We start from the raw sequence: 15767 nt of genomic DNA, 5'->3' as shown, positions 1-15767 counted from the left end.
ATCCTGGCCGTTATCCCGCTACCGCTTGCAGGCTTGCGCCGCTTCGCGCGGTGACTTCTTGTACGAAATCACCGATGTAATGAATGGCGCGCCTACCTTCGGGCAGAATGTCGGCGGCCAGAGGAAAGTCGTGAATTTGGCGGCGCCACAGGTGCAAATCGCACCGGATTGAATGGGCCTGCAGTCGTTCTGCCATCAGCTCCGCATCCAGACACAGTAGCTCGTCCGAACTTGCGTGGATGGTCACCGGCGGCATCGCTGACAAGTCGGCATCCACCGGCGAAACGATCTCACCGAGGTACCGGGCAAACATCGACAGCGCTCCGCAGGTGAACATCGAGCACTTACGGGCGTTGCGGTGCTTGAGTTTCCGGGTCGGATCCGCGTCGGTGAAAGGCGAAATCGCTGCGATCCCGGCAGGCTTGGCAAGGTCGCTCTCAATGGCCGCGAGGGTGCTCATGAAGGCGAGGTAGCCGCCCGCCGAGTCTCCCGCGACGACGATCTGGTCGTCCTCGTAGCCCAGACCGCGCAGGTAGCGGAGGCCGTCTAGGGCGTCGTCGATCGAGTCAGGAATCCGGTGCCGCGGCAGCTTCCGGTACCCGACGGCGAGTACGCCCGCGCCGGCGGCCGCCGAGAGCCGGGTTACCAGCGAGCGATGAGTGTTGAGACCGCAGGCCAGGAAGGCGCCGCCATGGGGGTAAAGGACGGCCCGCGACGGGGTAACATTCGGCGCGCACACCCATTCAGCGGCGCAGTGCTCCAGCTGCACGCATTCGATGGTCGCCGACCCGAAGCGCGGCATCATGCCCGCCAATCCGTCGACGTAGTCGAACGGCCACTGCAGATTCGGCTGAAGCGCCCACGCCCGCACTGTGTTCTTGACGAGAAGTCGACTGGCCCAGGACACCGGAATGGATTGCGCGCTAAATCGACGGTGCATTCGTCGCTCACCTAGCGGTGTTTCGCTGTGTGACGGTTGCTTACGAATCTGTTGCCCGATCATTTGCGGTGACCTCCCTTGGTCTGGCCCACCGAATACCCTGCGGCGCAAGGGCTAAACGGCACTGCAAGCGCTGGCGCCGATGTTGGATATCTCACGTTTGGTGAACGAATAAACCGGGTAGCCGGTTACATAAGTGGGTCTGAAGCGGGCCTGGATCGGGGTTCACAATGCGCTTCGCAACGCTTTCGCGCGGATTGCATTGCAACCATCAACTATGCTGGCGCGTCGGACTTTTCGACCGGTGCGATTCGGCCAGAATATAGCCGGGTATACCGGCCACTATGAGCGCGACGTCAAAGACTTTGTATTTTCCATTGTCGATCGCTACCAGTGTGGCAGGAGGCCTCCTCGCTGGCTCGATCTTCAACCAGGTGTGGAAGCGGTTGAGCGCGAACGATGAAGGTCCCCCGGACCCCAAAGACCTCAGTAAGTCCACCCAGAGCGCACTGCTTGGCGCCGGACTGCAGGGCCTGATTTTCGGTGTGGTTCGGGCGGCAGTCGATCGCATGGCCGCCCGCGGCTACAAGGCAGTCACAAACGAGTCGCCGTCGTCATGATCGTTGACGCGGTAACGAGCTCCGCCCTCCCCTAATGTCAATACGCTGCGCCGCAGCGATTTGCGCGACGCCGGCGTCTAACCCACCGTCCCAGTTGCCGAGCCACCGGTCCGGTCAGAGTGCGTCGAAAACCGATATCGGTTCGAGGATTACGCCGTTCTCCGCGACGTAGCGGTCCCACAGTTCGAGGAGTTCGGCCAGCTTGTCCGGGCGCACATCGGCCTGATCGTGGATCTCGCCAGGGTCTGCTGCGAGATCGTAGAGCTGCCACGTCCCGGGGCCGTAAGGCGCCGGTAGATAGAGCGCCTTCCAGTCACCCTGCCGAATGGCGCGCCGACCGAACAGTTCCCAGCCCGTGCCGACGTCGCCGTCATGCACCCGTTCGACGCCGCCGGACAGATACGGCACCAGCGAACTTCCGCGCATCGGGACCACCTCCCGGCCCCGATAGGTGGAGTCGGCCTCGCTGGGATGCGGGATGCCGGCAAGCTCCAGCACGGTAGGGGCGATATCCATGACGGTTGCGAATGCGGTGCCAATCTCGCCCTGCCGCTTGAACCCTGGCCAGGTCATGAAGCCGACCACGCGGATCCCGCCTTCGGTGGTGAATGCCTTGTGCAGCCGCGATGGCGCGGTGGCGGCCTGCGCCCAGCGTGGGCCGTACCAGATGAACGAGGTCGGGCGGCCGAGGTTGTCGAGGCTGTTGTCGCAGTGCTGTGCCACGCGCGCAGCGATCTCCGGGCCACGCAACGGCATTGCCTCGACGATCGCTCCTTCCGCGCCGTTGTCGGACAAGAAGATCACGACCGTGTTGTCCAACTCGCCGGTCTCGGCCAAATAGTCGATCACCCGCCCGATGTTCCAGTCCATCCGGTCCACCATGCCGGCATAAACCTCCATACTGCGGGCCGACAACGCGCGCTGTTCGGCCGACATGTCGGCCCACTCGGGAGCGCCGTCGGCCACGACCGGGTGGGCCTCGACGTCGGGCGGACACAGACCCAGCTGCTTCAGCGCAGCCAGACGCGCTTCGCGTAGTGCGTCCGGCCCGTCGTCGTAGCGGCCTCGATAGGCGGCGACGGATTCGTCCGGTGCTTGCAACGGCCAGTGCGGCGCCTGAAAGGGCAGGTAGGCGAAGAACGGCCGGTCGTCATCCTCGCAACGCTCGCGGAAGTAGCGCAACAGGTTGTCGGCGTAGAAGTCCGATGAATAGAAGTCTTCTCCGACCGTGACAAATTGGTCGTCTTCGGTGTAAAGGGTTGGCACGGGCGAGAATCCGCGCGCGCCCGAACCGCCGTAGTGGCTGGCTCCGGCTGGGAGCAGAGCGAAGGAGCGCTCGAATCCTCGCGCCCACGGCGACGTTTCGATAGTCGACCCCAGGTGCCATTTGCCCGACATCAGCGTCAAATACCCTGCGTCGCGCAATAATTCGGGGAGCGCGACCACCCGGTCGTTGAGATAGCCCTCGTAGCCGGGTGCTCCTTGGAATCCTGGAACCGCCACCTCGAGCATGGTGCCGATGCCGGCAACGTGATGATCGGTCCCGGTCAGCAGCATCGCCCGGGTCGGTGAGCAGGCCGGAGCAGAATGGAAATCGGTGAACCGGATCCCCCGGTAGGCCAGCTGATCCAGGTTGGGCGTAGCGATCTCGCCGCCGAACGCGCCGATATCGGAGTAGCCAAGGTCATCGGCCACGATGACCAGAAAGTTGGGCCGCTTCACGCTGACATGTACCCCTTAGCTGACCGTGACGGGAATGCCATTGAGGGCGCCGTTGCCCGATGGCTCGTCGACGAATGTCGGCACCGAAAGCACATTCGTGTTCACGCCCGGTGAGCTGTTGGCGACCGACAGGCGGGTACCGGGTTTGGCGTGTCCCCAGCCATGTGGCATCGAAACCACGCCGGGCATGATCGCGTCGGTCAATTCAGCCCGCACCTTGATCTCGCCCGCCGCGGACTTCACCGTCACGATCTCGCCGTCGGCAACACCGTACCGGGCCGCATCGGCGGGGTGGATCAGCAGCGTGCAGCGGTCCCTACCCTTCATCAACGCGGGCACGTTGTGCAGCCAGGAGTTGTTCGACCGCAGGTGCCTGCGGCTTACCAAGACCAGCGGATCGGCGGGCCGTTCCAGTCGGGCGGCCAGCCGGGGCAGGTCGTCGAGCAGGTATTGCGGCGCGAGCCGGATCCTTTTGTCCGGGGTGCCCAGAATGTCCGGTAGCTGGGGCACCATCGGCCCGAAATCGATTCCGTTCGGGTTCTTCTTCAGCTGGTCCAGCGTGAGACCACCGGGGTTCTCGCCGTAGCGGTCCCCGAACGGCCCGGTGCGCAACGTCAGATCCAGCATCCGCTCGGGACCACCATGGTCGTAGAGCTTGCGGATCTCTACGCCGTCGAGTCCGCGGGTGAAGGCCAGGTAGTCGAAGAAGCCGTCGTCGATCGCCGCCACGTCGACGTCCTCGGCCGGTGTTCCGGTGCACAAGCCGGTCAGGCGGATGAGGATCTCCCATTCGTGCGGACGCTCACCGGGGTCGAAAACCGGCGCCGAGTAATTCGCGAAGCTGCGGATCGCGAATTGCAGGATCAGGTCGTCGTGATGGGGCTGCTCCAACGGAGAGAGCCCGGGCAGAATCACATCGGCGTGCCGGGTCGTCTCGTTAAGCCAAAGATCAACGGAGATCATCGCTTCCAGCGTCGGCAACGCCTCGTCGAGCTTGTCGCCGGCGGGCGTGGACAACACTGGGTTGCCCGCGATCGTGATGAGGGCCTTGAGCTGGCCGTCGCCAGGTGTGGCGATCTCCTCGGCCAGACACGACACCGGCACCTGGCCCAGGACTTCCTTCGCTCCCCGCACCCGAGTACGCCAGCGGCCGAATTCGGGGGCGCCGCCCTCCAAACCCGGCAGCGGCTGCGTGGTGATCGACCAGGCCGCAGGTCGGGGGAACATGGCCCCGCCGGTTGTATCGAAATGTCCGGTCAAAATGTTGATCACGTCGACCAGCCAGCTGGCCAGGCTGCCGAATTCCTGATTGCACAGCCCGATTCGGCCGTAGACCACCGATTTCTCGGTGCCGGCGAGCTCGCGCGCCAAGGTCCGAATTCGGTCCTCGGCAATTCCCGTGGCCGTACTCACCCGACTCGGCGGCCAGTCCGCTACCACCCGTCGCAGGGTGTCGAGTTCGTCGACGTAGGGGCTGGGGTTGACCAGGTCCTCGTCGAACAACGTGTGCGCGACGGCCAGCAGTAGCGCCGCATCGGTACCCGGGACTATGGGCAGCCATTCGTCGGCCTGGGCCGCGGTCTCGGTACGCACCGGGTCGATGACAATCACCTTCCCGCGTTTGCGGATGGCGCCGATCAATCCCATCACGTTGGGCGCGGCCAGCAACGAACCCTGCGACGCGGCGGGATTGGCGCCCATGATCACCAGCAGATCCGTGCGTTCGATATCGGGCACCGGGAAGTTCCACCAACCGCCGTACATCAGATGCGACGACAGGTTCTTTGGCCACTGGTCGACCGTGCCCGGGGAGTAGGTGATCGGCATTCCGGACATGCCGAGCAGCACCCCCGCGTACCGGGCGAGCGAAAAGGAGTGCGCCAACGGGTTGCCGGTGTAGGCGGTGACGGCGCCGATTCCGTATTTGCGGATCACCGGTGTGAGCAACTCGGTACAGCGGCGGAATGCCGCGTCCCAGCTGACCTCCTGCCAGCGTCCATCGACCTTGATCAGCGGGCTGCGGATGCGGTCGGGGTCGCTGTGTATGGCGCCCAGCGACACTCCCTTCGGGCACAGATGACCACGACTCCACACGTCGTCGCGATTGCCTCGAATACTGGCGACCACACCGTCCGCTACGTGAACCTCCAAGCCGCACATGGCTTCACACAAAGGGCAGGAACGCAGATGCTTGCCGTCTTCGCCGGGTGCCACAGACCCACCTTATTACGCTACTTCGAGTCGCGGAAGTAGCCGCGGCGCGGTCTCGGCGCAACCCCAAGTTGCCGGACCCCCGACACGTAGCGGAGTATCGCGCTATGAGACGAGAAGTGGGCGTTGAAATGGAAGTCGAAATCACCGCCGCCACAACTCTCGAATTTCAGATAGCCGTCGCGCCGCATCCCGGTGCCGAAGTGTTCGAGTCGCTTCGCTTCGACTTGAACGGACGCACCATCCAACCGTTGGAAATCAGCGGTGTGCACGGCAACCGGATTCACAAGTTCGATGCCTCGGAGGGCACCCTACGGGTTGACTACGCAGCGACGATCGTGGGCCGGACACAGCCGGCCCTCGGGTCCGAATACGACCAGTCGTTGTACCTACGTCCCAGCCGCTACGCCGAGACCGACAAGTTCTTTGGCTTCGCCGCAACCGAATTCGGCAGTGACCGCGACGCCGCGACGCTACTGGAGCACGTGAGTTCGTGGGTGGGCACCCGCCTTGAGTACGTACCCGGTTCGAGTGACCCGATCGACGGCGCGGTGGACACCCTGCTCGCCGGCAGGGGCGTGTGCCGTGATTACGCACACCTGGTCGTGGCGCTGCTGCGTGCGGTCCACGTCCCCGCCCGCTTGGTATCGGTCTATGCGCCGGGATTGTCTCCTATGGATTTCCACGCCGTCGCCGAGGCTTTCGTCGAGGGACAATGGCGAGTGGTCGATGCGACGCTGCTGGCCCCGCGGCAGACGTTGGTGCGCATAGCCACCGGCCGAGACGCCGCCGACACGGCGTTTCTCGACAATCACCGGGGCGCGATCACACTGAACCAGCTCTCGGTGACAGCCGTCGTTGACGGCGACTTGCCCCACGATTCGATCGACCAACTCGTTTCGATCCGCTGAGGACATTCGACTGTCGCCCGGACTGTCGCCCGTTCCGTAGCGCGGTCACCAACCCGTGTCGGGCTACCGTGCCCTGGCTTCCTTCGGGTGCGTCGAGCGCGGCGGCGTTGCGGAACTTGTGCTCCGAGGCCGTCTCGGGCGCGTCATGCACCGACGCGGACAGGAACCTGTTCGGCAACGCCAACTTGGCGATGGTGCGGAAGGTGAGCAGATACTGGCGAATCAGCGGCCCGGTCGTATACGGCAGGTCGTACTTCGCACACAGGGCACGAACCCGTAGGGCGATCTCCGCGTAGTGGTTACTTGGCAGGTCGGGAAACAGGTGGTGCTCGATCTGGTAGCAGAGGTTTCCACTGAGGAATGCCAAGACCGGGCCGGCGTCGAAGTTTGCGGTGCCGAGCATCTGCCGCAGATACCATTCCGGTTTGGTCTCGTCGTCGAGTGCGGCAGGGTGGAACTTCTCCGCGCCGTCGGCAAAGTGACCACACAGGATCACCACGTTTGCCCATACGTTGCGCAGCAGGTTGGCCACCAAATTCGCCAGCAGCGTGCGGCGCCATCGTCGCAGGCTGAGGGCCGGAAAGAAGACGAAGTCCTTGCCGGCCTGACGGGCCATCTTGTGCAGTAGCGCGCGGGTGTGTGCAGACTTCTCGGCGTCGGTCGTTGCCCGCTCATGTGCGGAATGCAAACCGTGTGCCGCGATGCCCCACTCGAACATGATGGCCAGCAGCAGGTTGCGCGGAACTTGATACAGGTTGCTGCGTCGCCACTCCTGGTCCCGGGTCACCCGCAGCACGCCGAAGCCTAGATCGTCGTCCACCCCAAGGACGTTGGTGAACACGTGGTGGCGGTAGTTGTGCGAATACCGCCACTGCGATGAGACACCCGCCATGTCCCACTCCCAGGTATTGGAATGGATTTCCGGGTCGTTCATCCAATCCCATTGACCGTGGCCGATATTGTGACCGAGTTCCATGTTCTCGATGCTCTTGGCGATTGCGAGGGTTGCGGTACCCATCGCCCAGCCGACCTTGCCGGTGGTCCCGGCAATCACCAGCCGCGCGACCAAATCAAGGCCTCGCTGGAATGCGATGGCCCGACGGATGTAGGCCCTGTCTTTGGCACCGAGCGAACCCTCGACATCGCGGCGGATCGCCTCTAGATCGGCTGCCAGCGCCTCGAGGTCCGCCTCATTCAGGTGCGCATATGCCGCTACATCGGTTATCGCCATTGCCGCAGCATCATGATTTCGTCCGTCCGTCGAGGATCGTGGGGTTGGCCCAGCATTGTTCCCGCATCGACGGGTGCGCCATCCTCCAGCCTCTCATCAATTCCACTGGTTCGCGCCCCCGGGGGTAGAGATATGACCATGACAGAGCACTCATACCCCGGCCCACTGCTGGCCAATCAGGTCGCGGTGGTGACCGGGGGCGGTGGCGGCATCGGTGCCGCCACCTCGAAGTTGTTCGCCCAGCAGGGCGCCCAGGTGGTGATCGCCGATATCGACGGCGACCTCGCCCGGCGGACCGCGGACGAGATCGGTGAGGCAGCGTTGGCGATCACCACCGACGTCCGCCAGGACGACCAGGTGAGCGCTCTGGCACGGACCGTGCTGGACCGTTATGGCCGGGTAGATGTGCTGGTCAACAACGTGGGGCACTGGCTGCGGCACCCTGGCAAGTTCGTCGACACCGACCCGCAATTCTGGGACGAGCTCTACCGGGTGAATTTGTATCACGTTTTTCTGGTGACGCGCGCGTTCCTGCCGGCCATGATCGACCAACGTGCGGGGGCGATCATCAACGTCTCGTCCGTGGAAGGGTTGCGCGGCTACCCCGAGGATCCGGTCTATGCCGCCTTCAAGGCGGCGGTCATCCACTTCACCCGCAGCCTCGCGGTCCAGGTAGGTCACGATGGCGTCCGGGTCAATGCGATCGGCCCAGACGTCACCGAATCGCTGCAGGTGCCCTACTCGCAATGGCTGTCCACCGAAGAACAGGGACAGTGGCCGCAGTGGGTACCGGTGGGGCGGATGGGCCACCCTGTGGACCAGGCCCGCGTCATCCTCTTCCTGGCCTCGGAGCTGTCCGCGTTCGTCACCGGCCACACCATCCCCACCGACGGCGGCACAGGAGCAGCGGGCGGCTGGTTCCGCTCGTCGCGCCGGGCGGGCCGGGAATGGACGAATCGGCCCCTTGCGCCTTGAAGCCGCCGCACCGGTTGGCGCACGATGACCGGATGGCCATTGACGAGCGAGCAGCACGATGACTGAGTCCGACACGACCCGCGTGGCGGTCTACTTCGACTTCGACAACATCGTGATCTCCCGCTACGACCAGGTGCACGGCCGCGGCGCCTTCCAGCGGGACAAGGCCAAAGGCCTGGAAAAGGACCGGTTGCAGCCGGCGACCGTCGATCTGGGCGCCATCGTCGACTTCGCGTCCTCGTTCGGCACCCTGGTGCTCACCCGCGCGTATGCGGACTGGTCCGCCGATGTCAACGCCGGTTACCACCGTCAGCTCGTTGCACGAGCGGTCGATCTGGTGCAGTTGTTTCCTGCGGCGGCTTACGGCAAGAACGGGGCCGACATCCGACTGGCCGTCGATGCGGTCGAAGACATGTTCCGTTTGCCCGATTTGACGCACGTGGTGATCGTCGGAGGCGATTCTGACTACATCGCGCTGGCTCAGCGCTGCAAACGGCTCGGCCGCTACGTCGTGGGTATCGGTGTCGCCGGGGCCAGCAGCCAGTCGCTGGCGGCCGCGTGCGACGAGTTCGTCACCTACGACGCCCTTCCCGGGATCACCGCGAACGAGGCACCGGCGCCGCAGCCTAAGAAGCGCGGCCGGCATGCCAGCCCCAACGACCGCGACGATGAGCAGGCGGCGCCCGACCCGCAGATCGCCGCCACCAGGCTGCTCGAGCGCGCGTTACGAATCGGGCAGGAAAAAGACGATGTCGAATGGCTGCACAACTCGGTCGTCAAGGCGCAGATGAAGCGGATGGACCCGTCCTTCAGCGAAAAGTCGCTGGGCTACAAGACATTCAGCGATTTTCTGCGGTCCCGCAGCGATATCGTCGACCTCGACGAGAGCAGCACCACCCGTACGGTGCGCCTACATAGCGACAACGGGTCGTAGCCCACGCCGAATGTCTGCGCGGGGGCCGAACTTTGGCCCAACTTGTAGCCGTCCTGTAAAGACCGTCAACGTCTCGTAAAAAACGGTACGACCGTCTAGCGGCGCGCCACGGGACCGCATAGCTTTGTAGCCAGCCAACCCCTTGCCGTGAGGAGAAGCCATGCCTACCATCGAGGCCCGGCTCCGCGAGCAGCTGCGCAACTACGCCATTGAGGTACGCCGCCTGGCATACACCGTGCCGAACGGGATCGGCGAGCGTGACCTGTTGCGGTTGTCCGATCAAATGAGCGCGGCCGCGGACATCGTTGTCCGACGGCGCGCATGACGAGTTAGGCGTATCCCAAGGCCGCGTTCTGGGTGCGGATGCGGACCTTGAGCACCAGTGCGTTGACAGTGGTGAATGCGATGGCCGTCAGCCACGCCGAATGTACCAACGGGAGCGCCGCAACCTCGGCCACGACGGCGGAATAGTTGGGGTGGTGTAGCCATCGGTACGGACCACGCCGGACCAACGGCGCACCGGGAATCACGATAAGTCTTGGGTTCCAGTGCTTGCCAAGCACGCCGACGCACCACCAGCGCACCACCGTACTGAGCGCCACCACGGTAACCATCGGCCAACCCACCCCGGGGATGAACGGCCGGTGCCGTTCACTGACCTCGGCGATACACGAAACCAGTAGCAGCGCATGCATGCTGACCATCGCGGGATAGTGGCCTTGCCCGAACTCCCTGCCTCCCTGGCTCATTGACCACGCGGCGTTGCGACGGGCCACGAGCAGTTCGACCAATCGCTCTACTGCGATGGCGAACACAAAAGCGTGGTAATACATGATCCCGAGCCCTCACCAACGCAGCAGAAGCAGCTCGAAGCTGAAGCCCGGGCCCATGGCGAGCATCACCCCGAACGTTCCGTGTCCCGGCCGCTCGACCAGCGTGCGACGCAGCACGTCGAGGACCGACGCCGAGGAGATGTTGCCGTTGTCGCGCATCGAGTTTCGGCTGTGCACCAACGCTGCCGCGGGCAAACCGAGGGCGTTCTCGATCGAGTCGAGCACCTTCGGCCCGCCGGGATGGCATACCCAGGTCGAGATGTCGTCTCTGGACAAGCCGTGCTGGGCAAGCAAGCCGTCGACCTCTTCGGCCAGGTAGTCGTCCGCCATCGTCGGAACGTCGCGAGACATCACCAGCTGGAATCCGCTGGAGCCGACGCGCCAACCCATCACCTCGGCGGTCGACGGGAGCACCCGGCTCTGGGTGGCCAGGACCCGTGGCCCCTGATATGCGTTGGGGTGCAAGGGAGCCCGATCGGCACCGACGGCGACCACGGCGGCCGCTCCGTCACCGAACAGCGACACACCGATGAGCGCGGGGATCGAGGTGTCGTCGCGCTGCAGCGTGAGCGAGCAAAGCTCGACCGACAGCAGCACGGCTACATCCCCCGGGTAGCCGCGCAAGTAATCGTGTACACGCGCCATCCCCGCTGCGCCGGCCACGCAGCCAAGGCCGAACAGCGGCAGCCTTTTGATGTTGGGCCGCAGTCCAATTCGTTCGATAAGCCGAGCGTCCACGGTGGGCGCCGCGACTCCCGTGCTCGATACCATCACGATGGTGTCCACCTCGTGGGGCTTGATGCCGGCATCGGCGAGTGCGGACACCACCGCCTGCTCGCCGAGGTCAACGGCGACCTCGATGTAGGCGTCGTTCGCCTCGGTGAAGCCACTCAGCTTCGGGTAGCGCGACAGCGGCAGCGCCAAACTGCGCTGGTCGACGCCAGTGGTGGCGGCGAAGCGCATGAACTCCGGCCCGGCGGCCTCGGTGAGCTCGCGCGCTACCTCGTCCTGGCGGTACCGGTTCGGTGTGAATGCGGCTGCTGCGCCGACGATGTGCGGCGCGCCGCCGCTGGCACGGGCGATCGCCTCAGCGGCGTTCAGATGTGTTGTAACGGTCATGCTTAGCGCACGGATGGCGTTGCGCCGCCGGTTCACCCAATCACGGCCAACGTGAACATAAACACACCGTGAACCCGAAAGTTTCCTAAGTTATAGCGGATCCGCAAAGGCCACTAAACCCACGGTCCGAGGCCGCCGATTCTGTCGATCCGGATACGGGTGAGGAAGCCCGGAGGCGAATCGGGCGGCGGAAAGACGTTGGGGTCAGACAGCGTCTGCGCGAGTTCTTTCAGAAGCTCGGGTGCGCCGCCGTCGACGATCCGCGCGGTGCCATAAACCGCCAGATAGGGCCGCATCTCCGGGCCGGACTGGTCGGGCGCAACAATCGTGAGGGCGACGCGGGGGTCGTTGCGTACGTTGCGCACCTTCTTGTGCTCGGCTAGATGTGCGGTGACGAGTTCGTCCCCGTCCGGCGTCGATTGCAACGCGACCCAGACCAGAGACACCTGGGGGCTGCCATCGGGATTCAGGGTTACCAGCGTGGCGTTAGCGCCCTTGCCGATGAGGTCGCGGGCGGCGTCGTTGAGTTTCATGCGACTTTTAACAGCCCGCGCGGCGATTCATTCCCGCACGACAAGGTCAGAAGGGTTGTCGCGCGACTAGCTAGTCGCCGCGCGAGGATAGCCGCGGCGCACGGTGCGGTCCAGAACACCGAGGGTCGCCCGCAACGCACCTTCGGATATGACCGGGAAGATGTTGGCTTCGCGCCACGTGGGGCCGATGTCGGACCAGTCGTAGAACGACGTGACCACCGTGGCTGCTCCGTCCTCGGTCGGCTCAAGCCGGTAGCCGTAGACGTGACCGATCTGGGGTTTGATCTGGCCGAGGATCGTCCACGCGATCAGCCGGTTCCGTTCGAACTCCGTGATTTGGACGGTGACGTCGTACTTACCCAACTGCGGAAAGTCGTTGAGCGATTCGCGGTCCATGTGCACCACAAAGGTGTCGCCGACGGCCTGCACGGGCTCACCGTCGGCGTCCTGCAGCATGCCCGTCGAGTCGATCGCGACGTGGCCCTGCGGATCGCACAGCACCGCGAAGACGTCTGATGCCGATGCCGCAATGGTGCGCTGTGTTTCTATGCGATCGGTCACGGGTCCTCGCATCTGCCGGAGCTATTCGCGCTTACTGTACGGCCCGTCGTTACCTGAATCGCACCCCGCGCTGGCGTGCCCACAGCATGGCGGCCACCGTTCCCGCCAACCAGATCACCAGGGCGGCCCCAAAATGCACGTAGCTCTTGGTGTCCCGTCCCAAGACCGGGCCGATCGCCGCCGGCAACTGCGTCCACAACAGCCGATGCTCGACGCCGTCCATCGGGTCGGCGACGAAGTACAACACATAAGGCAACGTCACCGCCGCGATCCAGATCGCCGTGCCGCGGATGTCTCGTCGTCGTCGCCACCGGCGGTAGAGCGGTTCGGCGGTGACCGGATACGCCACCGAGATGAAATTGCCTATACCGAGCCAGGAAAAGATCGGCACTGCCACGTTGGGGATCGTGACACTCAGGCGCTCAGGCGATTCCAGCCACAGCGTCAGCCCCGCCGCCGCGGCCAAGGTGGGCAGTCCGACCAACACGAGCAGGGCCATATCCTTCAGCAGCAGCACCCGCCACAGCGGCGTCCCGTCCGACAAGGCTTGCCGGACACGGTGATGATCGGCGCCGAGCAGGTTGGTGGTGGTGACGTCGGCAAGGATGAACGAGGAGAAGTAGGTACCGACCAAGACCACCCAGTCGAAATGCTGCTGGCGTCCTTGCGGAGTTAACGGCTGGACCAACAAGAACGCCGCCGCCAGAATCAGGTTGGCCACCACGCCCATGAGCCAGGTCCGCGGCGGGCTGAACGCCCAACGGATCTCTGCGGGCACCGCTTTCAACAGAGGTTTGTCGAAGTTTTTGGCCGCCCGTCGGGCCGCGGCTGGACGGGGACTCGACGCCCGCACCGAGGCGCGCGTGGCGGCGCGCAGGTATGGGCGCATCGAGGTCTGGATGCCAGTCATGTACTCCCAACCGGAGCGGCCGTCAGTGCGACCATACCGGTAGTCAGCTACGACCTCTGTGGCCGCCGAGTGAGGAAAAGGACAGCCCACGAGTGCCGTTCGTGGCCCGGTAGCCGCCCTCGAGGCACCAGTAGAACGTGTTACCGTTTTTTCACCGCGACGCGGGTCCGGGCCACCTGGACAGGCGCGTAAGGAGGTCGATGAGCAAGTCTCGATCGCTGGCGCTCGTCACGGTGGCTTACGTTGTCGCAATCGGCGTCGCTGCCGCCTGGCTCGCCTGGGGCCCGGCCTCCGACAAACTGTGGCTGGACACTCTTATCGCCGACGTCCTGGCCACTCTCGTGGTGTTCGGATTCAGTCGCGCCTATCACAACTCGAGCTTCTACGACGCGTACTGGAGCGTGATTCCCCCGCTGCTGGCCGTTTATTGGTGGACCCAGGCGGGGCCCGGTGCCGATCAATTGCGTCGTTGGCTGGTCATGGTGGTGGTCGTGCTGTGGGCGGTGCGTCTCACCGCGAATTGGGTCTACGCGTTCCCGGGTTTGCACCACGAAGATTGGCGTTACCCGAAGTTCCGCGAGCGCGCCGGACGGTGGGAATTCGTTGTTGACCTGGTCGCGATACACCTGATTCCCACCGTCGAAGTGTTCGCGGGGATGTTGCCGGTCTACGTCTGCCTGACCCGGCCCGGTACCGGAATCGGCTGGCTCACCTGGATTGCCTTCGTCATCGGTCTGGCCGCCGTGGCCCTGGAACTGGCAGCCGATGTGCAGATGCACCGCTTCGTCCGCGTCCGGCAGCCAGGTGAAGTGATGGACCGCGGCCTGTGGAGCTGGTCTCGACATCCAAATTACTTCGGGGAGTTCAGTTTCTGGTTCGCCTTGGCACTGTTCGGGGTCGCGGCGTCACCTAGGGACGCGTGGTGGTTGTTCGTCGGCGCGTTGGCGATGCTGGCCATGTTCCTCGGCGCGAGCATCCCCATGATGGAGGCACGCAGCCTGGAGCGGCGACCGGGCTATCAGGCCGTCATCGACCGGGTGCCGCGGTTCGTACCCAGGCCGCCGCGGCGGAGAGCGGCGTGAGCCGTAAGCGAGTTGTGATCGCGGGGTTGGGCGATGTCGGCATCCTGACCGCCATCCGGCTGTCCCGCCATTTCGAGGTCGTCGGGATTTCGGTGAAACCCGGACTGGTCAGCGGTCAAGAACTCGGCGTACGACTGACTCGGCCCCAGGACTGGGCCTGCGATTACTGGATCCCGTTCGACCGATTCCGGCGACTGGATGGGGTGCGGACGCTGCAGGCCAGGTTGACCGGAGTGGACCTGGACAAGCGCACCGTCACCGCCCACCGCGACGACGGCTCTGGGGATGGCACCACGGTCACCGAGCCGTACGACACACTGGTCATCTCCACCGGTGTCAGCAACGGCTTCTGGCGTCGGCCTACACTCCAGTCCCCCGCCGAAATCGGCGCCGACCTGCGCGCCGCACACGAACGGTTGGCGGTTGCCAACTCGATCATCGTTGTCGGAGGCGGCGCGGCGGCGGTCACCAGCGCCGCCAACCTCGCAACCACCTGGCCAGACAAGCGAATTGACTTGTATTTCCCCGGCGAGCGCGCCTTGGCCGAGTACCACCCGCGGATTTGGCGGCGCGTCCACGACCGCCTGACCGACCTCAATGTCAACCTGCACCCCGGCCACCGGGCGGCCATCACCAACGCTTTTGCCGGCGACGAAATCACCAGCGAACCTGTCCACTGGAGCACCGGACAACCTCCGGTGTCCGCCGATGCGGTGCTGTGGGCGGTCGGACGGGTACGCCCCAACACCGACTGGCTACCACCGGAACTGCTCGACGAGCGCGGATTTGTGCGGGTGACACCGGAACTGCAGATACCCGGCCAGCGTGGCGTCTTCGCGGTAGGCGACGTGGCGGCCACCGACCCGCTGCGCAGTTCGGCCCGCAATCGTGGAGATGCTTTGGTGGCCCGCAACATTCGGGCCGAGTTCGGAGGCCGGCCGTTGCGCGCGTTCCGGACACCGGGGCGACGCTGGGGGTCGTTGTTCGGCATCCAGCCCGAGGGGTTGGAAGTGTTTCTGCCCACCGGGCAGGCGTTCCGCTTGCCGCCGTGGTCCGTCGACCGCGTGGTCATGCCGTGGATCGTCCGTTGGGGCATGTACCGCGGTGTGCGGGAAAACCGGCCCCCGGTCTGAATGAGACACTGACCCCGTGAACGATTCAGCCGTTGAGCCATTCGAGAAGTTG

Annotated in this window: 16 protein-coding genes; 7 read left to right on the top strand and 9 right to left on the bottom strand. The window is 64.7% G+C overall.

Annotated elements, in window-relative coordinates; translation table 11 throughout:
• Positions 1–10: 10 nt before the first annotated feature.
• Positions 11–940, bottom strand: a complete 930-nt coding sequence (locus G6N68_RS12775) for an alpha/beta hydrolase (RefSeq protein WP_163712449.1) — start codon at positions 938–940, stop codon at positions 11–13.
• 344 nt (positions 941–1284) lie between these two features.
• Between G6N68_RS12775 and G6N68_RS12770 the strand changes: the two genes are divergently transcribed.
• On the top strand, positions 1285–1560 hold the full coding sequence (locus G6N68_RS12770; RefSeq protein ID WP_163712447.1) for a DUF4235 domain-containing protein: 276 nt from the start codon (positions 1285–1287) through the stop codon (positions 1558–1560).
• Positions 1561–1674: 114 nt separating this feature from the next.
• Here G6N68_RS12770 and G6N68_RS12765 read toward each other — a convergent pair whose 3' ends face one another.
• On the bottom strand, positions 1675–3282 hold the full coding sequence (locus G6N68_RS12765) for an arylsulfatase (RefSeq protein ID WP_163712444.1): 1608 nt from the start codon (positions 3280–3282) through the stop codon (positions 1675–1677).
• A 15-nt stretch (positions 3283–3297) separates the two neighbouring features.
• Positions 3298–5496, bottom strand: a complete 2199-nt coding sequence (locus G6N68_RS12760) for a molybdopterin-dependent oxidoreductase (protein WP_163712442.1) — start codon at positions 5494–5496, stop codon at positions 3298–3300.
• Positions 5497–5600: 104 nt separating this feature from the next.
• On the opposite strand from G6N68_RS12760, the gene G6N68_RS12755 reads away from it, so the two are divergent.
• Positions 5601–6404 carry a transglutaminase-like domain-containing protein gene (locus G6N68_RS12755; RefSeq protein ID WP_163712439.1) on the top strand — a complete coding sequence of 268 codons (804 nt, stop codon included), beginning with the start codon at positions 5601–5603 and terminating at the stop codon, positions 6402–6404.
• Here the strand turns inward: G6N68_RS12755 and G6N68_RS12750 are convergent.
• Positions 6319–7635: a fatty acid desaturase family protein gene (locus G6N68_RS12750; RefSeq protein WP_163712435.1), complete on the bottom strand. Its 1317-nt coding sequence runs from the start codon at positions 7633–7635 to the stop codon at positions 6319–6321. The genes G6N68_RS12755 and G6N68_RS12750 overlap by 86 nt on opposite strands.
• A 138-nt stretch (positions 7636–7773) precedes the next feature.
• Between G6N68_RS12750 and G6N68_RS12745 the strand changes: the two genes are divergently transcribed.
• From G6N68_RS12745 to G6N68_RS30145, 3 genes are all read left to right on the top strand, one after another.
• Positions 7774–8610: an SDR family NAD(P)-dependent oxidoreductase gene (locus G6N68_RS12745; protein WP_163712431.1), complete on the top strand. Its 837-nt coding sequence runs from the start codon at positions 7774–7776 to the stop codon at positions 8608–8610.
• A gap of 58 nt (positions 8611–8668) precedes the next feature.
• Entirely contained in the window at positions 8669–9544 is an 876-nt protein-coding gene (locus tag G6N68_RS12740) for an NYN domain-containing protein (protein WP_163712428.1), read from the top strand.
• A 160-nt stretch (positions 9545–9704) separates the two neighbouring features.
• Positions 9705–9869: a hypothetical protein gene (locus tag G6N68_RS30145; RefSeq protein ID WP_205351323.1), complete on the top strand. Its 165-nt coding sequence runs from the start codon at positions 9705–9707 to the stop codon at positions 9867–9869.
• 4 nt (positions 9870–9873) lie between these two features.
• On the opposite strand, the gene G6N68_RS12735 is transcribed toward G6N68_RS30145, so the two are convergent.
• From G6N68_RS12735 to G6N68_RS12715, 5 genes are all read right to left on the bottom strand, one after another.
• Positions 9874–10377, bottom strand: a complete 504-nt coding sequence (locus G6N68_RS12735; RefSeq protein ID WP_163712425.1) for an isoprenylcysteine carboxyl methyltransferase family protein — start codon at positions 10375–10377, stop codon at positions 9874–9876.
• Between the two features lie 12 nt (positions 10378–10389).
• Positions 10390–11496 carry a type III polyketide synthase gene (locus G6N68_RS12730; RefSeq protein ID WP_163712422.1) on the bottom strand — a complete coding sequence of 369 codons (1107 nt, stop codon included), beginning with the start codon at positions 11494–11496 and terminating at the stop codon, positions 10390–10392.
• Positions 11497–11609: 113 nt separating this feature from the next.
• Complete coding sequence (locus tag G6N68_RS12725) at positions 11610–12029, bottom strand: PPOX class F420-dependent oxidoreductase (protein WP_163712420.1); 420 nt, start codon at positions 12027–12029, stop codon at positions 11610–11612.
• 66 nt (positions 12030–12095) lie between these two features.
• Positions 12096–12590, bottom strand: a complete 495-nt coding sequence (locus G6N68_RS12720) for an SRPBCC family protein (RefSeq protein WP_163712416.1) — start codon at positions 12588–12590, stop codon at positions 12096–12098.
• A 49-nt stretch (positions 12591–12639) separates the two neighbouring features.
• Complete coding sequence (locus tag G6N68_RS12715) at positions 12640–13500, bottom strand: hypothetical protein (protein ID WP_240355450.1); 861 nt, start codon at positions 13498–13500, stop codon at positions 12640–12642.
• A gap of 200 nt (positions 13501–13700) precedes the next feature.
• Here G6N68_RS12715 and G6N68_RS12710 point away from each other — a divergent pair, with 200 nt between their 5' ends.
• Together G6N68_RS12710 and G6N68_RS12705 are read left to right on the top strand one after the other, a co-directional pair.
• Positions 13701–14582: a DUF1295 domain-containing protein gene (locus G6N68_RS12710; protein ID WP_163712412.1), complete on the top strand. Its 882-nt coding sequence runs from the start codon at positions 13701–13703 to the stop codon at positions 14580–14582.
• Positions 14579–15715 carry an NAD(P)/FAD-dependent oxidoreductase gene (locus G6N68_RS12705; protein ID WP_163712409.1) on the top strand — a complete coding sequence of 379 codons (1137 nt, stop codon included), beginning with the start codon at positions 14579–14581 and terminating at the stop codon, positions 15713–15715. Before G6N68_RS12710 ends, G6N68_RS12705 begins: the two co-directional genes overlap by 4 nt.
• Positions 15716–15767: the final 52 nt, after the last annotated feature.

The organism is Mycobacterium bourgelatii, assembly GCF_010723575.1.
GTDB classification, from domain to species: Bacteria; Actinomycetota; Actinomycetes; order Mycobacteriales; family Mycobacteriaceae; genus Mycobacterium; species Mycobacterium bourgelatii.
Note: the sequence above shows the minus strand (reverse complement) of the source record. Positions and strands in the feature narration are given on the sequence as shown.